The organism is Roseovarius halophilus (ex Wu et al. 2025) (genome assembly GCF_047086965.1).
Map to the genome: position 1 here is coordinate 1 of NZ_JBKOTX010000147.1, position 15104 is coordinate 15104.

The 15104-nt window shown below is 65.4% G+C and carries 19 protein-coding genes and 1 riboswitch; of the genes, 4 read left to right on the forward strand and 15 right to left on the reverse strand.

The features are described from left to right. The 13 genes from ACH107_RS23120 to ACH107_RS23180 all read right to left on the reverse strand — a co-directional run. Positions 1 to 524, reverse strand: a 524-nt coding sequence (locus ACH107_RS23120) for a YeeE/YedE thiosulfate transporter family protein (RefSeq protein ID WP_412507838.1), incomplete at its 3' end; no start/stop codon positions are given. Between the two features lie 83 nt (positions 525 to 607). Then, entirely contained in the window at positions 608 to 1039 is a 432-nt protein-coding gene (locus tag ACH107_RS23125) for a DUF302 domain-containing protein (protein WP_412507839.1), read from the reverse strand. Positions 1040 to 1118: 79 nt separating this feature from the next. Beyond that, positions 1119 to 2387, reverse strand: a complete 1269-nt coding sequence (locus tag ACH107_RS23130; RefSeq protein WP_412507840.1) for an FCSD flavin-binding domain-containing protein — start codon at positions 2385 to 2387, stop codon at positions 1119 to 1121. A 25-nt stretch (positions 2388 to 2412) separates the two neighbouring features. Beyond that, a complete protein-coding gene (locus tag ACH107_RS23135; protein WP_412507841.1) occupies positions 2413 to 3117 on the reverse strand; it encodes a c-type cytochrome in 705 nt (234 codons plus the stop codon). Positions 3118 to 3121: 4 nt separating this feature from the next. Next, positions 3122 to 4159, reverse strand: coding sequence for a c-type cytochrome (locus tag ACH107_RS23140; RefSeq protein ID WP_412507842.1), 1038 nt, complete (start codon positions 4157 to 4159; stop codon positions 3122 to 3124). Beyond that, the gene (soxC, locus tag ACH107_RS23145; RefSeq protein ID WP_412507844.1) at positions 4143 to 5426 is read right to left on the reverse strand and encodes a sulfite dehydrogenase; all 1284 of its coding nucleotides are present in this window, start codon (positions 5424 to 5426) and stop codon (positions 4143 to 4145) included. Before soxC ends, ACH107_RS23140 begins: the two co-directional genes overlap by 17 nt. A gap of 28 nt (positions 5427 to 5454) precedes the next feature. Beyond that, positions 5455 to 7152 carry a thiosulfohydrolase SoxB gene (gene soxB / locus ACH107_RS23150; protein WP_412507845.1) on the reverse strand — a complete coding sequence of 566 codons (1698 nt, stop codon included), beginning with the start codon at positions 7150 to 7152 and terminating at the stop codon, positions 5455 to 5457. A gap of 96 nt (positions 7153 to 7248) precedes the next feature. Next, positions 7249 to 8106, reverse strand: coding sequence for a sulfur oxidation c-type cytochrome SoxA (soxA, locus tag ACH107_RS23155; RefSeq protein ID WP_412507847.1), 858 nt, complete (start codon positions 8104 to 8106; stop codon positions 7249 to 7251). 71 nt (positions 8107 to 8177) lie between these two features. Continuing rightward, positions 8178 to 8507 carry a thiosulfate oxidation carrier complex protein SoxZ gene (soxZ, locus tag ACH107_RS23160; RefSeq protein WP_412507848.1) on the reverse strand — a complete coding sequence of 110 codons (330 nt, stop codon included), beginning with the start codon at positions 8505 to 8507 and terminating at the stop codon, positions 8178 to 8180. Between the two features lie 19 nt (positions 8508 to 8526). After that, positions 8527 to 8946 carry a thiosulfate oxidation carrier protein SoxY gene (soxY, locus tag ACH107_RS23165; RefSeq protein ID WP_412507849.1) on the reverse strand — a complete coding sequence of 140 codons (420 nt, stop codon included), beginning with the start codon at positions 8944 to 8946 and terminating at the stop codon, positions 8527 to 8529. A gap of 32 nt (positions 8947 to 8978) precedes the next feature. Continuing rightward, entirely contained in the window at positions 8979 to 9458 is a 480-nt protein-coding gene (gene soxX, locus ACH107_RS23170; RefSeq protein WP_412507851.1) for a sulfur oxidation c-type cytochrome SoxX, read from the reverse strand. A gap of 106 nt (positions 9459 to 9564) precedes the next feature. Continuing rightward, on the reverse strand, positions 9565 to 10149 hold the full coding sequence (locus ACH107_RS23175) for a thioredoxin family protein (protein WP_412507853.1): 585 nt from the start codon (positions 10147 to 10149) through the stop codon (positions 9565 to 9567). A 17-nt stretch (positions 10150 to 10166) separates the two neighbouring features. Continuing rightward, positions 10167 to 10904, reverse strand: coding sequence for a cytochrome c biogenesis CcdA family protein (locus tag ACH107_RS23180; RefSeq protein WP_412507854.1), 738 nt, complete (start codon positions 10902 to 10904; stop codon positions 10167 to 10169). Positions 10905 to 10984: 80 nt separating this feature from the next. On the opposite strand from ACH107_RS23180, the gene ACH107_RS23185 reads away from it, so the two are divergent. From ACH107_RS23185 to ACH107_RS23195, 3 genes are read left to right on the forward strand one after another with little or no spacing between them, the layout of a single operon-like run. Beyond that, positions 10985 to 11371 carry a hypothetical protein gene (locus ACH107_RS23185; protein WP_412507856.1) on the forward strand — a complete coding sequence of 129 codons (387 nt, stop codon included), beginning with the start codon at positions 10985 to 10987 and terminating at the stop codon, positions 11369 to 11371. A gap of 39 nt (positions 11372 to 11410) precedes the next feature. Continuing rightward, positions 11411 to 11776, forward strand: coding sequence for an ArsR/SmtB family transcription factor (locus ACH107_RS23190; RefSeq protein WP_412507858.1), 366 nt, complete (start codon positions 11411 to 11413; stop codon positions 11774 to 11776). Between the two features lie 17 nt (positions 11777 to 11793). Further along, positions 11794 to 12846, forward strand: coding sequence for a YeeE/YedE family protein (locus ACH107_RS23195; protein ID WP_412507860.1), 1053 nt, complete (start codon positions 11794 to 11796; stop codon positions 12844 to 12846). Between the two features lie 18 nt (positions 12847 to 12864). Here the strand turns inward: ACH107_RS23195 and ACH107_RS23200 are convergent, their stop codons facing one another. Together ACH107_RS23200 and ACH107_RS23205 are read right to left on the reverse strand one after the other, a co-directional pair. Beyond that, the gene (locus ACH107_RS23200) at positions 12865 to 13884 is read right to left on the reverse strand and encodes a diguanylate cyclase domain-containing protein (protein WP_412507862.1); all 1020 of its coding nucleotides are present in this window, start codon (positions 13882 to 13884) and stop codon (positions 12865 to 12867) included. Beyond that, the gene (locus ACH107_RS23205; protein WP_412507863.1) at positions 13881 to 14504 is read right to left on the reverse strand and encodes a heme NO-binding domain-containing protein; all 624 of its coding nucleotides are present in this window, start codon (positions 14502 to 14504) and stop codon (positions 13881 to 13883) included. The genes ACH107_RS23200 and ACH107_RS23205 overlap by 4 nt, the downstream gene beginning before the upstream one ends. A 103-nt stretch (positions 14505 to 14607) precedes the next feature. Beyond that, positions 14608 to 14711: riboswitch (TPP riboswitch) on the forward strand. A 60-nt stretch (positions 14712 to 14771) separates the two neighbouring features. On the opposite strand from ACH107_RS23205, the gene ACH107_RS23210 reads away from it, so the two are divergent. Continuing rightward, positions 14772 to 15104: ATP-binding cassette domain-containing protein (locus ACH107_RS23210; RefSeq protein ID WP_412507864.1), on the forward strand; the 333-nt coding region annotated here is incomplete at its 3' end.

A 15104-nucleotide genomic window follows, 5' to 3' on the forward strand; every position in this document is an offset into this window, starting at 1 on the left:
GCCCCGTGGCCGAGGCCCAGATGCGCCAGAAGGTCGCGCGCGCGGCCGCCCGGGATCAGCCACAGCGACGCGATGTTCTCGCGCAGCGGCGCCAGCGCGCCGCGCAGCGCCGATTGCGCCACCAATGTCAGTACCAGCCCCGTCACGATGGCGCGCAAGTTGCCCGTGGCTGACAAGACCAGCAGGCGGCTGGCGCATCCCCGCGCAAGGATCATCCCGCAACCGAAGAGCAGCCCGCCGACGATGGCCCCAGACAGGCTGCCCGGTGATGCCAGTTGCCGTGATTGCGAAACGTCAAGCCAGCCCGCCACAATCGCCCCCTGCACCGCCAGAACGGCCGAACAGAACGCGATGAGCCAGATGGACAGGCGCGCGCCGATCACGCCTTGCGACACCTCCACCGAGGCTGCCCGCAGGCAGAACCGTGAATGCTGCGCCGCCGCGCCGAATATCAGCCCGACAAGCGCGCCCGCCATCATCAGCACGGCGCCGTCGCCGTAGCGGTCCAGAAGAATCTCGATCATCGCCCTCACCTTTCGTGCGGCACGCTAGCCATGCCGGCCCACGGCCGCCTTGACATGCCTCAAGAAACAGGGCGGACGAGCGTTTATTGCAGGGCGTCCTGCACGATACCTTCAAGCAGGGCCTGCACTTCCTGCATCGACCCCTCGGGCATGTCGCGGTGCCCGATACGCACCTCGCCATCCTTGTCGGTGACGAAGATGCCGTACGGACAATGCGCGATGTTCATCGGGTCGGCTTCCATCACCGAGCGCGAGACCTGCGCCGAACAGAAAAGGAAGATGTCGGCCGCGTCGTAAATCTCCACATCGCTGCCCACATCCGCCGCGGTGCGGTTGAGCATCTCGCCCACGTGGCTCGTGTAATCGATCACCAGTCCACGCCCTATGATCGCGTTCTCGACGGCGAACGTGGCGTCGTCGAACGACCCGTCAAAGACATGCGTGCTCGCCTCCTGCGCGGGCGCGGCCGTCGCCGCGAATGCCGCCGTCACCACTGAAATCAGGATCTTCTTCATTGCAAAGCCTCCTCTTGCATCGGGTTACCGGGAAAATGCGCGGCGCGGGGGCCCGCCGGGCGCCCGCGCCGGGACGGGCTCAGCCGAACATGTCCGACGTGATCCCGCTGTACCAGCCCTCCGATTCCTCGTAGGTCGCCTTGCGGGTGGCCGCGTCCTCCCCGGTCTGGGAAATGAAACCGTCAACCTTGGCGATCTTTTCCTCGGTCGCCTCGTAGGTCGCGCCGACCTTGACCCCGTCGTCGGTGTCGATGAGCGACCAGCACGTATTCGAGAACTTGGGCGGAAACACCCGCGAGCCGGTCAACGCCCCGCGCACGGCCATGGCGCAGACCTTGGCCTGGCTGTTCGCGGCGAAGCCCGATTTCGGCATGTCGCCCTGCGCCGCCGCATCGCCCAGCACGTGCACATCCGCATCGGCCTTGCTGCTCAGGTCCTCGGCGTTGACCGGCACCCAGCGGCCGTCCGTCACGCCCGCGATCCCGGCGATGCGCCCTGCCTTCTGCGCGGGGATGACGTTGCACACGTCAACCTTCTCGACGATGCCGTCGATGTCCATGGTCATCTCTGCGGGGTTCACGCTGGTGTTGCCGCCCCCGAAATCCGGCCCGATCCGCTCGATCATGCCGCTATAATGGTTGCGCCAGCCTTCCTCGAACAACGCCTGCTTGGAAAATTTCCGCTTGGGGTCGGCCACCAGTATCTTGGCCGTCGGGTTCATCTCGCTCAGGGCGTGTGCCACCATCGAGACGCGTTCGTAAGGCCCGGGCGGGCAGCGGTACGGGTTCGGCGGCGCCACCATGGCAAATGTACCCCCTGCGGGCATGGCCATGACCTGCGCCTTCAGCAGTTCCGACTGCGAGCCCGCCTTGTAGGCATGGGGCATCGCGTTCTGCGCCGACAGGTCCCAGCCGGGCACGGACTCTTCCACGAAGTCGATACCCGGGCTCAGGATCAGCTTGTCATAGCCCAGCATGTTGCCACCGGCCAGCCTGACGGTCTTGGCGTCCCGGTCCACGTCCACCGCCCAGTCATGCACGACGTTGATGCCGTATTTCGCGGCCAGCGTGCCATAGGTATGGCCGATATCCTCGATGTCCTTGAAGCCGCCGATATAGAGATTGGAGAAAAAGCAGGTGTAATAGGAGCGCGACGGCTCCACCAACGTCACGTCGATGGCGCCGTCGCTGTCCTTGGCGATATAGCGCGCGGCGGTGGCCCCGCCGGCCCCGCCGCCAACCACGACGACGCGCGGCCGCCCCGCGCCCTGCGCCATGACATGCGGCGCGGAAATGGTGGCCGCCGCCGCGGCGCCTGTTCCGATAAAGGCCCGTCTGTTGAGTTTCATGTGATCTCCTCCCCTTGTGCCCCGGTCATTCGAGGTCTTTGAAATAGGCCGCGAGCGCCGCGATCTCCTCGTTCGACAGGCGCCCCGCCATCATCTGCATGACCGGATGCGGCCGCAGCTTTTCCTTGTAGGCGTGCATGGCCACGACGAAATCCTCCTCGGGCCAGCGGGTGATCGACGGGATCCCGTCGGCGCTGCCGTCCTGCCGATGGCAGGTCAGGCACTCGGTGGCGAGGTACTCGCCGTAGTCCGGGTCGCCCTCCAGCGCCAGTATCTCGGGCGAAACGTCATGATCGGTGGCGCGCGCCGTCGGCGCGGCCTCGGGGATGTTGGCGGGATCGTCCGAAAAGGTCCGAAGGTAGGCCAGCAGGTCGGCGCGCTCCTGCGCGTCCGCAAGACCCTGGAAACTCATGCGCGTCCGCGAAACCAGCGCGGCCGGGTTCTCGATGTAGGCGTCAAGGGTTTCCAAGGTCCAGACCAGACCGTCGACGCCGGCCCGCTCCATTGACGCGGAATAGGGGAAATCCGGGTGCGTGGCGGCCTTACGGCCGAAGATGCCGTTCAGATGCGGGCCGATCCCGTCCTCGGCGCCCTTGCCGACCTCGTGGCACCCGCTGCACAACCCGAAGATCTCCGCGCCGGCCTCGGCATCGCCGATCAGCTCGGCCCGGGCCGTTCCCGCCGCGACCGTCGCGGCGAGAACCAGTGTTGCCGTCAGCCCGGCTGACACGACCTCACCCGTCGAAGGTCGAGAGATAGGCGGCGATCGCCTTGCCATCTTCTTCGTTCCTGAGACCGGCATAGCCCATCTTGGTTCCCTTGATGTAGCCGCGCGGGTCTTCGAGGAACGCAATAAGCGTCTCATCGGTCCAGACAAGCCCTTCCTCCGCCTTGGCCATCAGGCCCTTTGAATAGCGGAACCCGTCAACCGTACCAGCCTCGCGGCCCATCACGCCGTTCAGGTGCGGGCCGACACGATTCTTGGCGCCGTCCCCTACCATATGACACGCCTTGCATTGGCGATAGGCTTTTTCACCGGCCGCCACAAGTTCGGGATCGGGCGCCGATACCTCGGCGGCCGCCTCGGTCGTTTCCGGCGCGTCGTCGGCGGGCTCGGCCGCGGCCTCTTCCGCGTCGTTCTCGTCCTCGGGCGTCACGTCCAGCACGCTGGCGCGCATCGTGATCTCGACCTCGTCCTTGCAGTTCTCCATGCAAGGCTCTTCCTGCCAGAAATGCGCCTCGACCTGCTCGCGATCATCCACGATGAAGCCGTCGGCGTTGGGCATCTCGACATCCGTGAAGTTCTCGTCGCTCAGAACGAAATCATCCTCCACGATGTAGTTGGAATACAGGATGTAGGCCGTGATCGCGTACACCTCGTCGGGGCCGAGGCTCTGCGCGTTACCGTAGGGCATCGACCGATGCACGTAATCCCACACCGTCGACAGGTAAGGCCAGTAGGATCCGACGGTCTTGACCGGGTCCTCGTCCGCCAGCGTATCCTCGCCCCCTGCCAGGGAGGGCCAGTTGCCGACGCCCTCGGCGAAATCGCCGTGGCACACCGCGCAGTTGTCGACGAACAGCTGCTCGCCGGTCCAGACATCGCCGGACCCTTCCGGCAACCCGCTGCCGTCGGGGCTGACATCGACGTCCCACGCCGCGATCTCCTCGGGCAGCGCCGCGCGTCCGAGGCCCAACTGCTCGGCAAGGGCGGGCGCGGCCATGACGCTCAGCGCGCCGACAAGGGCCGTTGATTTAAGAAACTTCGACATTTTCAGCCTCCCCATCCGGGTTCACCCACCATGTCTGGATACAGTTGTTGTGATAGATCGAATTCTCGCCACGCACGTCGCGCAGTTCTTCCTTGGTCGGCTGGACATAGCCTGTTTCGTCCATGGCCCGGCTCTGCAACAGCATCTCCCCGCCGTCCCACTCGGTATCGAGGTAGAACCGCGTCAGCGCCTTCGTCTCGCCCGGCTTGGCAAGGCGCGCGGTCTCCCACGTCTTGCCGCCGTCCTTGGACACGTCAACGCGGGTGATGGCGCCGCGGCCCGACCATGCCAGCCCGGCGATGACCAGCGGCCCCGGGCCATGCCCGATGGGCGATTGCGGGCTGGGCGACGTGACGACGGACTTGGCGTCCATTTCCCATGTCCACTTGCGGCTCGTGCCGTCGGCCAGCGTGTCGGTGTATTTCGACGTCTCCTCGCGGCTTTCGACGGGGCCGTCCGTCACCTCGACGCGGCGCAGCCACTTGACCCACATGTTGCCTTCCCAGCCGGGCACGACAAGCCGCACAGGATAGCCGTGTTCCTTGCGCAGCGCCTCGCCATTGGCCTTGAAGGCTACCAGAACATCGTCCAGCGCCTTGTCCATCGGGATCGACCGCCCGTTCGAGGACGCGTCGGCGCCCTCCACGTAAATCCACTTGTCTGCCAGGTCGCCCGCCGCGTCCAGCCCGGCTTCTTCCAGCAGGGTGCGCAGCAACACGCCGGAATACTCCATGTTGTGGATCATGCCGTGCGTGAACTGCGCGCCGTTGAGCTGCGCGCCGGCCCATTCCATGCCGGTATTGGCCGCGCATTCGCAGAAATACACGTGATTTTCGCGCGGGAACCGCTCAAGGTCCGCGTAGGAAAAGATCAACGGCTTGTCGACGAGCCCGTTGATCATCAGCCGGTAATCCTCCTTCTTCAGCTCGATGGCGCCCGAATGGTGACGCTCGAAGGCGCAGCCCTGCGGCGTGATCGTGCCGTCCAGCGCGTGGATCGGCGTGAAGTTGATCGAACTGATCGTGTCGGCTGTCAGCCACTCCACGTTGCGCCGCACCACGTCATCCTCGAACCGGATCGGCAGGCCGTAGGGCGTGGCGTCCACCCCATCGCCCAGGGTCTGCGCCCAGGGCTGGGTCTCGGTGATCAACGGGTCGGGCGACGCCGCTTTCGCCGCGCCGGCGGTGACGGCCCCGGCGGCGGCCGCCGCGCTGCCCCCAAGGAAGGCGCGGCGCGATGTGGGTTTCCCCTTGAAACTCTCTGACATCTTCGAGGTCTCCTTGCTCAGGTCGGTCTCATGCGCCAACCACGTTGACGCTGTTGTTCGGGTCTATGGTGACAGTCCCCTGCTTGCGGATGTAACTTTCGACCACATCCCAGATCTGCGGGCCTTCGGTGCCCTCGTTCACGCTGGCCCAGCCGGCCACCACGTAGTTCCGGGCCGGGTCGATCGGCTCACCCGTCTTCAGCAGGGTCATGTCCGATATCCGCTCACCCTGCGGCTTGCGGACGTCGATGCGGTAGCCCATGCCGCCGATCCGCACCATGTCGCCACCCTGCTGGTAGAACGGATCGGGGTTGAAAATGTTGTCGGCCACGTCCTCGAGAATGACCTTGAGGAACTCGCCGGTCATCTCGCTCCGGTAGGCCTCGCCATAGGTCATCGAGGTCACGTTCCAGATATCCTCGCGGGTGATGTCCTGGCCGGGGATCATGCTGGGGCCCCAGCGGACACCGGGCGACATCGCGATTTCCGCGTCCCGCTCCGCCAGCAGCGCATCGCAGATCAGGTCGTCCCACGACCCGTTGAAATTGCCGCGGCGGTACAACAGGCTGTCGGTCTGGCCAACGACCTCGGTCAGCTTGTCCAGGTAGGGCGCGCGCTGCTCGTCGATCAGCGCCGCGACATCCTTGTCCGGCGTGATCACGTCGCTGAAGACGGGGATCAGCTTGTGGCGGAAGCCCATCATCCGCCCGTTGCGCACGTCGAGGTCCACGCGGCTGACGAACTTGCCGTTCGATCCGCTGGCCACGATGATCGTGTCGTTCACCTGCACCGGTTCGGGCAGGGCATCGTGGGTGTGGCCGGACAGGATCACGTCGATCCCCGTGACCACGTCGGCCATCTTCTTGTCCACGTCGAAACCGTTATGGCTAAGGCAGACCACGAGTTCGGCACCCTTGGCACGGACCTCGTCCACCATCGCCTGCATGTTCTCGTCGCGGATGCCGAACGAATAATCCGGGAACATCCAGCCCGGGTTGGCGATCGGCATGTAGGGGAAGGCCTGCCCGATCACGGCGATCTTGGTGCCGCCGCGTTCGAAGAACTTGTAGGGCGCGAATTCGGCGGCGGGTTCGTCCCACATCGCGTCGAAGATGTTCTGCCCGAGCGAGGCGAAGGGCAGCTCTCCGACCAGCTCGCGCATCCGCTCCTGGCCCAGCGTGAATTCCCAGTGGAAGGTCATCGCGTCGGGCTTGAGCGCATTCATCACGTTGACCATATCCTGCCCCTCGGTGTGGTAGCAGGTGTAGGAGCCGTGCCACGTGTCCCCGCCGTCAAGCAGCAACGCGTCGGGCCGTTCGGCGCGGATCGAGTTGATCACCGTCGCGACCCGGTCAAGCCCGCCGACCTTGCCATAGGTGCGCGCCAGCGCCGTGAAATCATCGTAGGTCAGAGCGTAATGGCTGGGGCTGCCATCCTCGATGCCATAAAGCTTGCGGAACTCGGCGCCGGTGACGTGCGGCACCGCGCCCCGGTTGACGCCCACCCCGATATTCACCTCCGGTTCGCGGAAATAGATCGGCTTGAGCTGCGCATGGATGTCGGTGATGTGGATCAGGCTGACATTGCCGAAACTGTCGAAGTTCAGCAGATCGTCCTGCGTCAGGGCCTGCTGCGCGGCCAGCCGGCCCCACTGGCCATAGCTCGACGCGCCCAGAATGGCCGAAGCCGCCATGCTTGTCTGAAGAAAATCGCGACGCGAGATCATGTGGTAGCCTCTCCTCACCGCCAATACATGCGGATTTTTGAATATTTTTGTGTAAGAAAAGCCCCGCCGCGCGGCGCACGGCGGGGCCTTCCGCGTCTAGTTACGGACGGACGGCCCTTCGACCGACAGACCGTTGCCGCGGCTGGCCACGTAAAGCTCCAGCGCGACGAACTCTTCGCTGCCCGGCTTGTAGGTCTCGGCGCGGGTATCGCGCACGCAGCCCTTGAAGCGCGAATGAACCGTGTTCAGCTTCGCGTTCTTCAACCGGTAGACCGGGAAACCGTTGATCTGGCCCTGGCTCAGGTGGTCGGCGCGGATCATGTTGCCGTAATTGTCCTCGTGGCAATTCGCGCAGCTCAACTCCAGCTGACCGGTCCGCGTGTAGTAGAGCTCCTTGCCCTTCTCCCACATGTCGCTGGCGGGCCCGTCGATGGTCACGTCAACCGGCATGCCACGCGACTGCATGGCGATCACGGCCTCGATGTTGGCCATCTCGGTACCGGCGTACTTGTAAGGCTCGGCGCCCATGTTGTTCTCGCGGCAGTCGTTGACCTGCATGGCAACCGTCTGCACTTCGCCGGCCTCCTCGTCCCACTTGGGATAGGTGGCGCGTACTCCCGGCATGCTTTCCTCGGGGGTGCCATGGCAGCTGGCACACGATTTGCCCTCGGACCCGGCGACTTCGTTCCACTGCGCACGGCCCTCGTCGGCAAAGATCATGCCCGAGTTGTCGAAATCGTCCATCTGCAGCGCTTGCGTCTCGTCCGAGCGGAAATGCCAGCCCGACATGATCGTGTCGACATAAGTATCCGACATGTGCTCGGGCGCGGGCGCTTTCGTGGTCATCTCGATCTCGCCGTTGACGACCAGCGTGTCGTCATCCGGATCAGCGGCCACCAGTCCCGGCGCGGCCACGCTCATGGCCAGCAGGGCTGTCAAGGCTTTGATTCTCATTATGGCTTCATCCTCCCTTTGACGGCCCTGCCGCGCCATGCGGCGGACAGGGCCATTCGTGTTCCGGCCGTTCAGGCCACTTCGATCTTCTTCGAGGTCTCGTAGACCGACCCGTCGTCGTCATCCCAGATGAACGCGAACTCGCCGGATTCGGGAACCTTCGCGTCGAACTCGAAGTAGGGATTGGTCGAGATCGCCGGCTCCAGCGTGACGTCGATCACGTTCTCACCGTTGAAGTTCACACGGAAGCGGTTGATGATCGACCGCGGAATGATGTTGCCATCATCGTCCTTGCGCTGACCCGATTCCATCTTGTGGCTGATCAGGGTCTTGATCGTGATAACGTCACCGGCCGAGGCCGACCGGGGCACTTTCACGCGGGGGCGTACACCTTTTGCCATTGTCCTGTTCTCCTTTCGCTCAGCCGCCGCAGCCGCCGATGGTGACCTTGACCGACTTCGATGTCTTGGCAAAGCTTCCATCGCTCATCTTCGCGACGGCGACCACGTCCTGCGTGCCGGCCAGCCGGATACGGGTCTTTGCGCGCTGCGATCCGGCCATCGGGCCGAAATGGAATGTCGCCACCGGCGGGGTCGGGTTGCCGGCAGCCAATACCATGATCGCCTCGGCACCCTCGGCACCGACCTCGATCGGCACGGTATTGCCGTTCTCGGCGATCTCGGGCGCGTCCAGCATGACACCCCCTTCGGCCACGTCGGCACCGCCGGTGAACTCGGCGATCAGGTCCTCGGTGGCAGAGGCGTTGGCCCGGAACGGCAACACCGTCACCACCGCGGCCGCGGCGCCCATCGCCAGCGTTTCACGTCTTGTGAAGTCCATTGTCATCTCCTCAAACATTCAAGCGACAGGCGTCACTCTTCCTTTTGTGTCATCAGGAAGGCCACCACGTCCTCGACCTGCTGCGCCGTCAGCAACGGCGGCAGCGGCTCCTCGGCGGCTGTGCCCGTGTAGGCATCGCCGGGACGGATGAACCCCTCCACTTTGTAGTAGGCGGGCATCATCGTGCCGGGAAACATGTTCTTGGCATTCGTGACGATCCCGCGCAGATCGGCCTCGGACCAGCGATCACCGGCGCCATCGAGACTCGGGCCGATCTCGCCATGGAACGGCGCGTCCTTGAGCGCCGACACCTCGTGGCACGATATGCAGTTCCCGATGGATTTGGTTTTCATGACAACTGCGCCATTTTCCGGATCCCCCGGCTTGCCGGTAAGCGACTGCTCGACCGACCCGTAATCACCGAAGCTCACGTCTTGCGGCGCCACCTCGCCTGCCCCGGCGGTCACTGCCGTCGTGGCAAGGGCGATCATTGTCGTGATTGCTGTTTTCATGCGTCCTCCCGTACACATTCAAATTTTTGTATATCGTAGGACACAAAACCGTGACGGCGCAAGGATAAATTCGGAAAGGCGAATTCGTGACGCCATGATGCGGGGATCACTCATCTTTTCCCCCCTCTGCCGCCCGTTCACGGATGCGCCGGGCGTGATACCTCTGGAAATCCTCGTCAGAATCGAGCGCGTAGCGCTTTTCGTTCACCCATGTCAGCATGTCCAGCGTCGTGGCGGGTTCGAACGCCCCGGGCATCAGCGCCACGGCGGCCTGCGCCGCCGACTGGTCGGCCGGCACGGTCTCGGGAAGGAACAGGATCGAGGGCGTGAACAACAGCCCCCACTTGCGCGCCGCCGCCCGCTCGCTCAGGGCCTCGCCGTCGAAATCGATCACCTCGGTGGTGCCGTGCAGGTTCATCTGCACGACAAAGAAATTCTCCCGCAGGTAGCTGTCGATCTCCGGCTTCGGGAACACCTCCTCGTGCATCTTCCGGCAGTAGATGCAGCCGCGTTGTTCCACGATGATGGCCATGCGCTTGCCCTCGGCGGTCGCCTCGGCAAGGTCCTCCTGCAGGTCCTTGAAGGTGTCGCGCATCCAGTCGGTCTTGTGCAGGCCGTCGTCCCCCATCTCGACGGCCATCGCCGGCAACGCCATCATGCAGGCGGCCAGCAGGGCGAGTATCCGTTTCATGGCAAGTCCTCCCTTTTTCAAATGCTCTGGAACACGGGAAACGCGTCCAGCATCCATTGCGCGATGTAATTCACGCTGTCCGTCGCGATCAGCGCCGCAAACACGATCAGCAGCAGCCCCATCAGTTTCTCGACCTTGGGCAGATGCCGCCGGAACTTCGCCGCGAATCGCAGGAACGGCCCGATGAACAGCGCCGCGATCATGAAGGGCGTGGTCATCGCGAAACCGAAAACCAGCAGCAGGACAAGCCCGCGCATCGCCGTCGCCTCGGTACTGGCCGTGAACACCACCGCCGTCAGCACGCCGCCCACGCAGGGCGTCCAGCCCGCCGCGAAGGCAAAGCCCACGATGTAGCCGCCCAGAACCGACATGTTGCCGCTGTCCCCCGCCTCGAACTGGAACGCGCGGTTGAGGACCCCGATCCGGAGCAGCCCGAGGAAATGCAACCCCATGATCAGCACGACGAAGGCGGCGAACAGCCGGAATTCCGTCTGGTATCCCCTGAACGCCTGGCTCAGCCCGAAGGCCGCCGCGCCCAGCAACACGAAGACCGTGATGATCCCCAACGAGAACATCACCGACGCAAGAAATGCGCGCCGGCGCAGGCCGGGCGCCAACGTGCCCCCGTGGCTTATCTCGGGCATCGAGGCGCCGGCCATGTAACTCAGGTAGAACGGCACGATGGGCAGCACGCACGGCGAGAAGAAAACGACAAGCCCGCCCACGAATGCACTGAGCAATGAGACGTCCATCATGCCGCTCCTTTCGCAATGCTTGATCAAAACTCACATTCAAACTATTTTATATGTAATTATATCGTCAACCGGAAGCCTCGATGCCCCTTCTTCGCCGTCTCTGTGCCGCCTTTCTCGTTTCCGTCCTGTGGATCCTGCCCGCCACGGGCGGCGAGCTCGTGATGATCCAGCGCGACGGCTGTCACTGGTGCGAACGCTGGAACGAGGAAATCGGCCACGTCTATCCGAAGACAGCCGAAAGCCGGCGCGCGCCCTTGCGCCGCGTGAACATCGAGGACCTGCCGGACGACATCAGCTTCGAAACCCGGCCCGTCTACACGCCCACCTTCGTCCTTGTCGACGGCGGCGAGGAGCTGGACCGGATCGAGGGCTACCCGGGGGCGGATTTCTTCTGGCCGATGCTCGAACGCATGCTCGACGCGCACCCGGACGCGACGGTGCCGCGCCCCGCGGAGCCGGATTCGTGAGCGTCCGGCGGCACTTGGCAACCGGGGACGGCTGAGCACATGCCGCGCGACGCCAAGCCCTCCTCCCTGCCCGTCCTGCGGGCCGACATGCCCGAGGCCGAGATGAGCGCCATCGCCCGGAACGCTTGCGACGCGTCGAACCTGCTCAAGGCGATCAGCCACGAGGGGCGCCTGATGATCCTGTGTCACCTCGCCACAGGCGAGAAAACGGTGACCGAGCTGGAAGACCTGCTCTCGGCCCGGCAGGCGGCCGTCTCCCAGCAGCTTTCACGCCTGCGCACCGAAGGGCTCGTCGCGCCGCGACGCGACGGCAAGGCGATCTACTATCGTTTGACAGACGAACGCGCCATCCGGATACTGGAAGTGGTGTACGATCTCTTCTGCGGGGGTCACGAACACGCCTGACAACGGGAGGAGAAGACATGTTGGGAGGCATGTCGGAATCGCTGCTCGTCGCGCTGATCGGTTTCGGCGGCGGGGTGCTTCTGGGTCTCGCGGCCCGGCTGGGGCGATTCTGCACCCTTGGCGCGATCGAGGATTACCTTTACCAGGGCAGCGCCGTCCGTCTGCGCCTGTGGTTCGTGGCCATCGGTATCGCCGTGCTGGGCTGCTACGGGCTTGCCGCGGCCGGCACGTTCGACCTGTCGCGCAACCTCTATTTCCAGACACCGTGGAGCCCGCTGGCCAGCGTTCTCGGCGGGCTGCTGTTCGGCTACGGCATGTCGATCGCGGGCAATTGCGGCTTCGGCGCGCTGGCCCGGTTCGGCGGGGGGGATTTTCGATCTTTCGTGATCGTCATCGTGCTGGGGATCTCGGCTTACGTGATGCTGTCCGGCCCGCTGGCCCCGGCACGCGTCGCGCTCGTCACGGCGACCGAGCTCGATCTCGCGGTGCGCGGCCTGCCCGCGATCCTCGGTCAGGCGACCGGCCTCGACACCGTCGGGATCGGCCTGGCGGCAGGCGCCGCGATCACGCTGGCCGCATTGGCCTCGCGCGGGATGATCGCCGACAGGGTCGGCATCTTCTGGGCCGTGATGGTGGGGCTGGCCATCGTCACGGGCTGGGCGGGCACGCACTGGGTGGCGGATACCGGGTTTTCCGTACAGCCGGTGGAATCGCACACATTCGCCGCCCCGCTGGGTGAGACGATGATCTACCTGATGACGGCCAGCGGCGGCGGACTCGCCTTCGGGGTCGGCTCGGTTTTCGGGGTTCTCGCGGGGGCTTTCTGCGGCAGCCTCGTCAAGGGGCATTTCCGCTGGGAGGCCTGCGAGGACCCGCGCGAGCTCAAGCGCCAGATCCTCGGCGCGGTCTTCATGGGCTTCGGCGCGGTGCTGGCCATGGGCTGCACCATCGGCCAGGGAATCTCGGCCTTTTCCGTGTTGGCGCTCAGCGCGCCGGTCACCTTCGCGGCAATCTTCGCCGGCGCCGCCCTTGGCCTGCGACAACTCATTGCCGGGTTCGCCTCTCCCTGACGGGACGTGCGGGGCCGGTCATCCGGACCGATCCACCGGCGCCTCACCGGGGGGCCGATGCACCCGGTGGCAGCCGCGCCCGACATTCTTGGCGGCATAAAGCGCGGCATCCGCGTCCGTCATGATCCGGCGCGGATCGGCCCAGCCGTAATCACAGCTCAGCGCCGCGCCGATACTGGCCGAGATCCGGCAGGTTTCCCCGCCCACGGCGATCGGCCGTTCCAGCTGCGAAATGAGGCGCGCGGCGATCTCGCGCACCTTCTCGCGGTCCACCAGCCCCGCGAAGATCAGCACGAATTCGTCGCCCCCGGTGCGCACGATGGTGTCACGGTCACGCGTCGCGGCCCGCATCCTCTGCGCGACCTCCCGCAGGACATGATCCCCCGCCGCGTGACCAAGGCTGTCGTTCACGATCTTGAAGCGATCCAGATCCAGCGTCATCACCACGAAATCCTGGTCCGTCTGCGCCAGCCGCTCCATCACGTGCGACAGCGCCCGACGATTCGCCAGACCGGTCAGCGTATCGGTGAACGCGCGTTCTTCCGCCGCGATCCGCGCACCCTGCAGCCGCGCGTTGAGCTTGCGCGACGCCTCCATCGCGGCCGATTTCGCCTCGACGAGGTAAAGCATCTCGATCGCGAGGTCCGTCGCCGCGAAATCCCCGCTGGTGAGCGCGAAATCGCCAACCGCGTCCAGCACCGAGATACCGAATGACAGGTTGACCACCAGCCCGCCCTCGGGCGCCAGCGCCGCCGGCAGCGGCATCAGCACCCCCTTGAGCTCGGTCCGCGGCGGCGGTCGCAGCCTGAAATGCAGCTTTTCGCCGGCGGCGGCCCTAAGCTCGGCCAGGGTATCGCCCGCCCGCGGTCGGCGAAGCTCCAGCAGTTCGAGGAAACGCCGGCCGGTCACGTTGCCGTCCGGCGCCAGCTTGTGCAGCGTCGGCCCCGCATGAACGACGTGCCCGGTCCGGTCCAGCACCGCGTGCATCGGGCAGAGCACGTCCAGAAACCGCGCGCAATCCGGGTCCGGCGCGCTCATCCGGCCCGCGCCCCGAGGTCGAAGTCGCGGCCCGCGGCATGATCGGGTTCCAGAAGGCGGATTTCGACGATCTCCTCGGTCGCGCGACGCCCCCTGTGTTCAAGCAGTACCAGCGTGCCGTAATCATCGGCCAGTGCCCGCAAGAGCCCGATCATCACGTGCCCCAGCGGCGGCATGGCCGCGGTCGGCGCCTGCACGGAAAGGCTGAAGTGATCGGGCGCGTGTTCGCGCAGTTCCAGCCGCGGCACCTCCAGGTCGGGCACGGCAAGGCGCGCGCGCGCCGGCAGGTCGTCAAGCGACTGCAGGAATTCACCGAAGGTGCCGCCGCCGAAGCGCAAGAGCCGCCTGAGCGCCTCTGCGTTGGGATGCGAGACAAGGTAGGTGCCGATATCCTCCAGCACCTCGTGGCGCTGCTTGCCCAGTTGCTCTGCCACGCCGTCCAGCAGTTTCGCGGTCAGCGCGTCGTCGTAATGCAGCATCGCCTCGAATTCCGCGACCCCGAGCGCGAGCCGTCGCGTCAGCCGGCCCCAGGTTTCGCGGCCGTAGCTGTCGCGCACGAAACCCTCGATCGCCCGGTTGATCAACCCGTGCATGGCCCTCTCCATTGTTGCCTCGCGCATGATCCTGCCCCCTCGATCTTAAGAAGGTCCAAATATCTGCAAATCTAATCGCTTTCGCCGCAGCGCGGGCGGTTGCAAACGGCTCGCCGCGGGACTACGTCACGCTTGTCCGTTGGGGTGCCTCGTTTCCGGGGCTGAGAGGCCGCGCGCCAACCCATCGAACCTGATCCGGTCAGCACCGGCGGAGGGAACGGATCCGGCTTGGCCGCCAGACGCGCGCTCCCCCGCACCAGCAAGGAGACACGTCATGGCCAAGGGCCCGCGCGCATGACAGACGACGCCCCGGCAATCACCCTCGACGGCGCGGCCGCGATCGGCGGCCAGCCCGTGTTCGGCCCGCTCACCCTGCACCTGCCCGCCGGCCGGTGGACCTGCCTGCTCGGCCCCTCCGGCGTGGGCAAGACGACGCTGCTGCGCCTCATTGCCGGCGTGGACGAGGTCACGCGCTTCGACGGTCACGTCGCCACGGATGACGGCCGGCCGTTGCAGGGGCGCATGGCGCTGCTGGCGCAGGGCGAACAGCTCATGCCTTGGCTGGACCTGCCGGGCAACGTCACCCTCGGTGCCCGCCTGCGCGGCGAACGCGCGGACCGCGAGCGC